At 43.8% G+C, this 6018-nt stretch carries 6 protein-coding genes; 1 reads left to right on the top strand and 5 read right to left on the bottom strand.

Going from position 1 to position 6018, the window contains the following annotated elements; translation table 11 throughout:
* Positions 1 to 193 precede the first annotated feature (193 nt).
* The 5 genes from AB4653_RS09945 to AB4653_RS09965 form a co-directional block, all read right to left on the bottom strand.
* The gene (locus AB4653_RS09945; RefSeq protein ID WP_009844919.1) at positions 194 to 1075 is read right to left on the bottom strand and encodes a LysR family transcriptional regulator; all 882 of its coding nucleotides are present in this window, start codon (positions 1073 to 1075) and stop codon (positions 194 to 196) included.
* Positions 1076 to 1211: 136 nt separating this feature from the next.
* A complete protein-coding gene (locus tag AB4653_RS09950) occupies positions 1212 to 1769 on the bottom strand; it encodes a hypothetical protein (protein ID WP_009844920.1) in 558 nt (185 codons plus the stop codon).
* Positions 1745 to 2473: a helix-turn-helix domain-containing protein gene (locus AB4653_RS09955; protein WP_009844921.1), complete on the bottom strand. Its 729-nt coding sequence runs from the start codon at positions 2471 to 2473 to the stop codon at positions 1745 to 1747. Before AB4653_RS09955 ends, AB4653_RS09950 begins: the two co-directional genes overlap by 25 nt.
* A 22-nt stretch (positions 2474 to 2495) precedes the next feature.
* The gene (locus tag AB4653_RS09960) at positions 2496 to 3884 is read right to left on the bottom strand and encodes a hypothetical protein (RefSeq protein WP_032555004.1); all 1389 of its coding nucleotides are present in this window, start codon (positions 3882 to 3884) and stop codon (positions 2496 to 2498) included.
* On the bottom strand, positions 3881 to 4135 hold the full coding sequence (locus AB4653_RS09965) for a cold shock domain-containing protein (protein ID WP_009844923.1): 255 nt from the start codon (positions 4133 to 4135) through the stop codon (positions 3881 to 3883). The genes AB4653_RS09960 and AB4653_RS09965 overlap by 4 nt, the downstream gene beginning before the upstream one ends.
* Positions 4136 to 4402: 267 nt before the next feature.
* On the opposite strand from AB4653_RS09965, the gene AB4653_RS09970 reads away from it, so the two are divergent.
* On the top strand, positions 4403 to 5815 hold the full coding sequence (locus tag AB4653_RS09970) for a TolC family outer membrane protein (protein WP_009844924.1): 1413 nt from the start codon (positions 4403 to 4405) through the stop codon (positions 5813 to 5815).
* Positions 5816 to 6018: the final 203 nt, after the last annotated feature.

The following is a 6018-nucleotide window of genomic DNA, read 5'->3' on the forward strand; positions in this document are numbered from 1 at the left end:
AACAACGCCCATAGAGAAGGTAGCAATAATAGCGGTAGATAAAATTTTCTTATTCATGATGAATGCCTTTGTAATTTGAGAACGCAATCATCATGACATTGAATCTAGAAACGAAAAATTCACATATGCGGGTTAAAATCCATCAATATGGCTAGATAACACGTTAATATTGTTACCTAACCCATTAATATAACTATGGGGCGAAGTGTGCTTGAGTGATTTTCTTGATTGTAGGTAGTGGTTCTTTGTTACCCATTGATACTGGGTAATACAAGGTTAGTCCAAAATTAAAATGATTTGCGACCTGTTTTACTTGGAGAGCTACCAACTCGCCGCGCTGGACTAGGGGCTTTGCTAGATCGGTACTCATGATTGCCCAACCGTCATGTTTTACCAATTCTAATAAGAGGTCGTTATTGCTGACTAGGTGGTACTGGGGGGAAATAAAATAGAGCTCTGGTAGCGTGTTGAAATGGTTTTCGCTCACATATTGCTTGTCTAACTTTAAGTCTTCAATTGACAGCGCGTTGAGGTGAGGGAGTTTGCTTCTTTTTCCTGCATACATACCTAGCTTGCCATAGCCCAAAGAGAAGAACTCGATATTTTTACTAAAACGTTGGATGTTTTTATGCTCCATAAGCGCGATGCTGTTCGATTCAGATTCAATGTTATCAAACGCGTCCTCTCGATTACGATGCAGCCAATGCACACGAAGTTCAGGGCATTTTTGTTGTAAAGCGTGCTCGATTTTGACAGCCAAATTGAGTGGTAGCGAAATGTCGTGATAGATATTGAGCGTCAGCATCTCATCCATATAGATGTTTTCTAATGAGGTGCTGAGCTTCTCAGTGTTATTCAACACAACCTTGGAGCGTTGATAGATATGATCAGCCGCTTGAGTCGGTGTTGCTTTCTTTCCGATGATTTCAAATAGCGTAACGCCATATAAGTCTTCGACGGCCTTTACTTGGTCTCGTATTGTGGTGCGGTCTTTGCCTAACTTTTTGGCAGCTGCGCTGTATGAAGATGCTTCGTACGTGGTGCAAAATGCCAATAGATGCTCATAAGAAAACATGCTCAAACCTCAATAGAAAGTAAACCCAGACCTTATGATGGAAATTATCCCGCATTAATGTTGAATTCGCTAAATTTTATCTTCGGTAATGAGATGAAAATGTGATCAATACTAGGTGTTTATTTTTCGAGTTCGATTAACGCGCTTCAAGCAAATGCGGTGTGTCTATTTTTATCTGCCTTACCAAACCTATATACGGCAATTCAGTGATGATTTCATGTGACGATACAGAGATGATTTTTCTTGGCGTTGAGAACATACGGAGGATTATATCTCTTGAGAAAGCGTGGAATTTAACTTGATCAATTTTCCTTGATGCTTCTTCTAAACGAATTGAGTCTGCAATCACATCAAACTGGATATGGTTGTTTTCAAAGCGTTGCCACTCAGTGTCGAACTTCACCGTCACCTGAGCAACGGAACCTGATGGGGCGAAAAAATTGAAGTGCATGGCGTGATAAGACTTGTCCTTAGTCATGAAGACTTCAGATTCTGTCTCGACGACGCGTATATCCCATAACTGAGCCAAGTAACCAAATTGACCTGGGTATCTTCTGTGCTTATACGACCAATACTGATCGACAAACACCGATTCTGGGCTGTATTGAGAAATGTAGATGTCTTTGATGACGTAAGAAATCAGCGCCACAATAATGAAACCGCTTGTGATTATTTTAGTGGTGATAGATGACATACAAGCACCTCCTTATTGTGATCTCGCCAAAACAATCTCGGCAGTGACGGGGCAGAGCTTTCACGATGAAAGGGTAAAGTATCGAAGAGTGCACTCTGTTGAGCTTCAATCAGTAGCGATTGGCAGATTTGAATGTCTTGATCACTTGGCGTCTCAGCGTTTTGATGGATCAACATCGGGATAGGTGGCGCTATGGTCGGCTCTGCGATTAGGCGACTGAATGCGCCGTTATGGTATAAGCCGACTAAGTTCCAGCCGATAAAAAGAACACATGCGAACCTGATAAGGTTATGAATAAAAAAGGTTTTGTTATGTTGAACCCAGTTTGCTGTTTTTGACCATAACGAAGCGTGGCGAGCAATCAATGATTGGTATTCTGTTTCAGTGAGCGCTTGAGTTTCTCCGATGTAGGCGTAGCCCTTCATCACTTGAGTTTGGATGAACTTTGGTTGTTCGCTCGAATCTCCCAGTTGGGCACGCAAGTTTTTTACCGCGGTGGCGACACTCGATTTTGCACGCGTACTTTCCCAAATGGCCTCAAGAATAAATGATGATGTGAGGTCAGAACCTGAATGTTCAATGAAAAGTGACAGCAACTTCCACTCATTGGAACGCAGTTGCGTCTCTTGCAAAGACGTCAGGTTTAACAGCTTTCCGCTTTGACTGTTAAAAAGCAGATTTTGATTTAATAGGTAGAAACTCATCGTAGCTCACTCAAGGTTAAGTCTAAATCTTACTTAAGGTGGATCGTATCGTCAGTAACTTTTGAGCCCACTTGCGACGCCGAGCAAGCTCAAGTGGACTCTCTTGTTTCGCTAATATGCGATCAGCGTGCGCTATTTTATTGGTCAGCCAAAGGCTTTGATACTGAAAAATATTTCTCACTATCGTATCAGCGGTCGCTGAGTTAGTTTTTGATTTCAACTGTTCAATGGCTTGATTTATGTTGTCGAGTTTGGCTTTTAATCGAGCTATTTGGTCTTGAGGTGAGAGTGTTGGGCGTCCTTTCTTAACGGGTTTATCTATTGCCGAGCCACTTTCACCATCGCTACTTTGGTTAGATTTTAATTTTGAACAATCGATGGTGCGCTCATTAAGCTGATGTTCTTGGCACAGTATCTGATCTTCTAATACTAGGCTCTGATTGACGAGTTTTTGCAGTTCGCTCATCGGTTTTCTACCGGCTTTTGTTTGGGTTGTTGCTTTGCTGTTTTTTTCGAGCGCCTTGGCGGCCAGTGTTTCGATGCTTAATGCTGCTTGGTTGTGTGCATGACACACCTTTCTGTATTCGAGGTACGTATCTTGAAGCGCTTGCTCTTGTCGCATTAATTGCACAGGCAAGGGGAGTGCTGGTCTGCCCGCGCTGCTTTGTGCTTGCCTTAGCAGCAATGAATCTATTTTGTTGTCAATAATATGCAGCATCAGTAAGCGAATGATCTTTCGTTGATGCTTGATGCGCTCAAGCACAAACGAAGTGTCGTCACTCCAGAAATGATTGAGACTTTCTGAACCATTCAATAAAGCTCCGTTAAGCTCTCTGATGCTTGATTTGAAGCTTTCAGTGACGGTATAGAACCAATCATCTTGTTGAAAGCCAGTCGCCTTAACTAATGTACTTTCGAGCCAAGAGGCCACTGTTTGCGAAACTAACGTTTGCGAGATTACCGTTTGAGATATTCCCTTTTGTGATATTCCTTTTTGCGTGACAGCTTGCTCATGGAGCCAAAGCTGATCCGCGAAATCACACACAAGTATTGACCTTGGCTGCGCAGGAAGCGATCTAATCCGAAGCTGGTACAGGCTAATAAGTTGCTGCACATTACCTAATACCTTCTCTTGGGTGCTTTGCCATTGCTTGATCGGATCAGAATGACGTTGCGCAGACAGCATTAGGTTATCAATGCTGCTCCAAATCTTATACTCCTCGGAGGCGCTGATGATGTCGGCGTTAATGAGAGCCAACTGCTCTGCGTTGTGGTCTGGGTAGTGTTGACGAAACTGAGCTTGGTAACGAAGGTTAAGGCTCACGTAATCTTGATAGTCTTTTACAACGTGTTTAGCAAGCTTCACAACTGGCGACAGCGTAGGACGACCTCGTTGATGAGTCTTCATCATACTGACTCAAATGCGGAGAATGGTTTTGCCAGAGGTAGCACTTTGACGGCATTCCAGTGAGGCTTACCTTTTACTTCCTCAAGCTCCATATAAACTCGCTGACCTTCCTCTACGTTAATTTCACCATCAAATTCAATGACACTGATGTGAATGAGTACATCAATATCACCGTGATCAGGTTTAGCAAAACCAAACCCGTTTTCTAGGTGAAACCAAGTGATGTAGCCACGAGTGCAAATCAAATCGGACATTTACGAGATTAACTCAGTGAATAGGTAATGAGGTGATTCTATCAGTGGGTTTTATGACTAATTTTGATTTAAATCTATTTAATAAGTAATTAATTAAATCCAAATTCTATGTGGAACCCGACACAAAACCCTCGGTATTTGCCAGTAAATCATGACTTAGAACAAGTTTGATTCCGACGGCGCTACAGCTCAACGCCCTAAATCGCAAAACTTGACTCAAAAGGGCGCAAGTCCGTTCATCCATTTGATGTGTTGGTGGGTCATTCCATGAAAAAACAAACTTCAATGCTTACAAGTTCGGTTGCCGTTAATCGCAGAACGCCGAGATCTTCTATGAAGATCTCGGCGTTAGCTGTGCTGGTGGCCGGAGCATTAACGAGCTACGGAGCATTGGCTGAAAGTGTCAGCTTAAGCGAGCTGTATCAGCAGTCTCTCGACAATAACCCTGCGTTAAAAAGTGCAGCACTAGCCATTGATAGTGCGACCTATGGTGCAGACAAAGTAGGTGCCGCGTATTTACCTCAGGTTGATGCAAACCTTGCGTATGGTGTGCTTCGTAACAGCTACACCACACTCAACGAGATAGACACCAACGCGGCGCAAGCGTCTATTTCTGTTGGGCAAAATCTTTATAACGCGGAACTGAACGCGGCAAATGAGCTAAGTAATCAGCAGGTTGAGCTCAGCCAAGTCTCACACCAAGTCGCGTTAGAGAGCCTCGCTTTACAAGTCGTGGTGGGTTATTTCAATGCCCTTAAAGCGCAAGAGTCGTTAAAGCAAACCAAAGCGACACAAGAAGCGATCGAAGAGCAACTTAAGCAAACCGAACGTCAATTTTCATTGGGGATGATTCCGGAAAATGACGTGATTGATGCGCGCGCTCAGTTCGATTTAGTTTCTGCATCGGTGATTGTGGCTGAAAACGAAGTTGAGAAATCATTGGACGCGCTTTACGAGCTGTCTGGCAATGAGTTTTCGTCGGTTTATCCACTGAATACGGACCGTTACGACGCAAATATCCCAACGCCGGAAAATGCGCTGACATGGCAGGAAAAAGCCCAGCAATTTAACCCTGAGATGCAAATTCAGAAACAGCTGGTTGAGCTAAGCAAGCAGCAGATTGAACTTGCGCAAGCTGGACATCAACCGTCGTTAGGCTTGGTTGCTGAGTACCGGTATACGTTTGCGAGCGAGATTCGTAGAACCGAGATGGGTCAGTCAAAACAACAGTTTAATAGCATTGATGACAACTCAACTGTGTTTGCAGGTGTAGCAATGACCTTGCCTGTTTACCGAGGCGGGGCAACCAGCAACGAAGTACAACAAGCCAAGGTTCAATACCAACAAGCCCTTCAGCTTCAAGAGCAATCTTGGAGAAGCGTAACGCGTCAAATCCGCGGTGCAGAAAAAGACCTCAATGCCCTTATTAGTGCTCAGCAAGCCTATGCCAACTCTGTTCATTCTGCCGAACGTTCACTTGTTGCGACTCAACAAGGTTTTGAAATTGGCAGCAGAACGATTGTCGATGTGCTGAACGGAACTCGTCAGCTCTATGCGGCGAAGCAAGACCTGACTGAAGCGCAAATTGATTTCATTTTGGTGTCACTGCAGCTCAAGTTCTTGGGTGGCGAGCTTTTACCTGAAGACATCAGTGCGATTAACGCTGGTTTGAAACGCTAGTCGAAAAAGCTGGTTAAAGCGCTCGCTCGAAATCATGGCGTCAACGCCGAATAGAAAATAGATCAAATGTGATGGCACCTGAGGTTGAAGCTCAGATTGAATCAAGGATGCGGTCACTCAATGTATCGACGTATTTGTAGAGAACACACGATGAAAAAAACAATAACGTTATTAACCGCAAGTATCTTACTTGCAGGCTGTGG

The organism is Vibrio sp. 10N.222.48.A3 (assembly GCF_041475345.1).
Lineage (GTDB): Bacteria > Pseudomonadota > Gammaproteobacteria > Enterobacterales > Vibrionaceae > Vibrio > Vibrio tasmaniensis_A.

What these genes read in the sequence shown, in the direction of transcription:
- AB4653_RS09945 (WP_009844919.1), bottom strand. Translation starts at nt 1,075, where the DNA reads ATGTTTTCTTATGAGCATCTATTGGCATTTTGCACCACGTACGAAGCA.
- AB4653_RS09965 (WP_009844923.1), bottom strand. Translation starts at nt 4,135, where the DNA reads ATGTCCGATTTGATTTGCACTCGTGGCTACATCACTTGGTTTCACCTA.
- AB4653_RS09970 (WP_009844924.1), top strand. Translation starts at nt 4,403, where the DNA reads ATGAAAAAACAAACTTCAATGCTTACAAGTTCGGTTGCCGTTAATCGC.
- AB4653_RS09950 (WP_009844920.1), bottom strand. Translation starts at nt 1,769, where the DNA reads ATGTCATCTATCACCACTAAAATAATCACAAGCGGTTTCATTATTGTG.
- AB4653_RS09955 (WP_009844921.1), bottom strand. Translation starts at nt 2,473, where the DNA reads ATGAGTTTCTACCTATTAAATCAAAATCTGCTTTTTAACAGTCAAAGC.
- AB4653_RS09960 (WP_032555004.1), bottom strand. Translation starts at nt 3,884, where the DNA reads ATGATGAAGACTCATCAACGAGGTCGTCCTACGCTGTCGCCAGTTGTG.